This window comes from Jeotgalibaca sp. A122 (assembly GCF_052266715.1).
In the GTDB taxonomy this organism is placed as follows: Bacteria; Bacillota; Bacilli; order Lactobacillales; family Aerococcaceae; genus Jeotgalibaca.
In genome coordinates, this window is record NZ_JBQPRB010000022.1 from 1 (window position 1) to 1,157 (window position 1,157).

The following is a 1,157-nucleotide window of genomic DNA, read 5'->3' on the forward strand; positions in this document are numbered from 1 at the left end:
CTGAAGAAACAACGTTTCTTGTGTAAACACTGTGATCAAACCTTCATCGCTGAAACAAAATTCGTTGAACGACACTGCTTCATTTCCAACATTATTAAACGGACAATTGCGATGGAACTGCGGGAAATCCAGTCCATGAGATTGGTGGCACAACATCTTTCCGTTTCCAGCAACACGGTCATCCGGGTCCTTGAAAAAATATCAGAACCATTGGCACCCAACCATATCTATCTCCCGCAACACCTTTCCATCGATGAATTCAAGTCCGTCAGAAATGTGTCCGGTGCCATGAGCTTCCTGTTTCTTGATGCCCAAAACCACCGGTTGATCGATGTCGTCGAGGACAGACGGCAGAATCAGCTGATTGACTACTTCATGCGCTATCCCAAGGAATCGCGTTACAGCGTGAAGACTGTCACGATGGACATGTACTCCCCGTATCTAGCGGTCGTAAAAGACTGTTTTCCTAAAGCGCAAATCGTGATCGATCGGTTCCATATTGTCCAACACCTGAACCGGGCACTCAATTCGTTCCGTATCCGCGTCATGAATGAAGCCAAGAAAAAAAGCGAGACGGACTACCGGAAGCTGAAGAAACAATGGAAACTGCTTTTGAAAAATGAATGGGAATTAAACGTCATCGATTATCGGACGCACCGGCTTTACGAGGGGCTGGTGACCGAGAAGATGATGGTGGATTATTTATTACATATCAATCCCCGTTTACGCCAGGTTTATACCTTGGTGAATGACCTACGTTTCGCCCTCCAAGGACATGACTTTGACCAATTCAAAACCATTTTAGAAGAATCCAGGAAATATGTACTGCCCAAAAAAGTCCGTACCACCGTGCAGACTCTGTTTAAGTATCAGGAAGGCATCCGGAATGCTTGTGTGTATACGTTGTCCAACGGGGCCATCGAAGGGGTCAACAATAAAATAAAAAACATCAAGCGTTCCGGATTCGGTTATCGAAATTATAGTCACCTGCGTGCACGCATCCTCATCAGTTACCGCCTGACTGCGAGCCAATTTGAGCCGAAGGCACTCCATTACAAGGAGGAAAAGCGCCGACAAGAAGAAAAAGAAAAAGCCAAAGCGAGTTAGTCTTCGCTTTGACTTTCATTTGGTCCACCAACACTATTTGACATAGAACC

At 45.6% G+C, this 1,157-nt stretch carries 1 protein-coding gene; it reads left to right on the forward strand.

Annotated elements, in window-relative coordinates; translation table 11 throughout:
- Positions 1–1,107 (forward strand): ISL3 family transposase (locus ACTU7M_RS11435; RefSeq protein WP_443474525.1); only part of this gene is annotated, 1,107 nt, incomplete at its 5' end.
- Positions 1,108–1,157 lie beyond the last annotated feature (50 nt).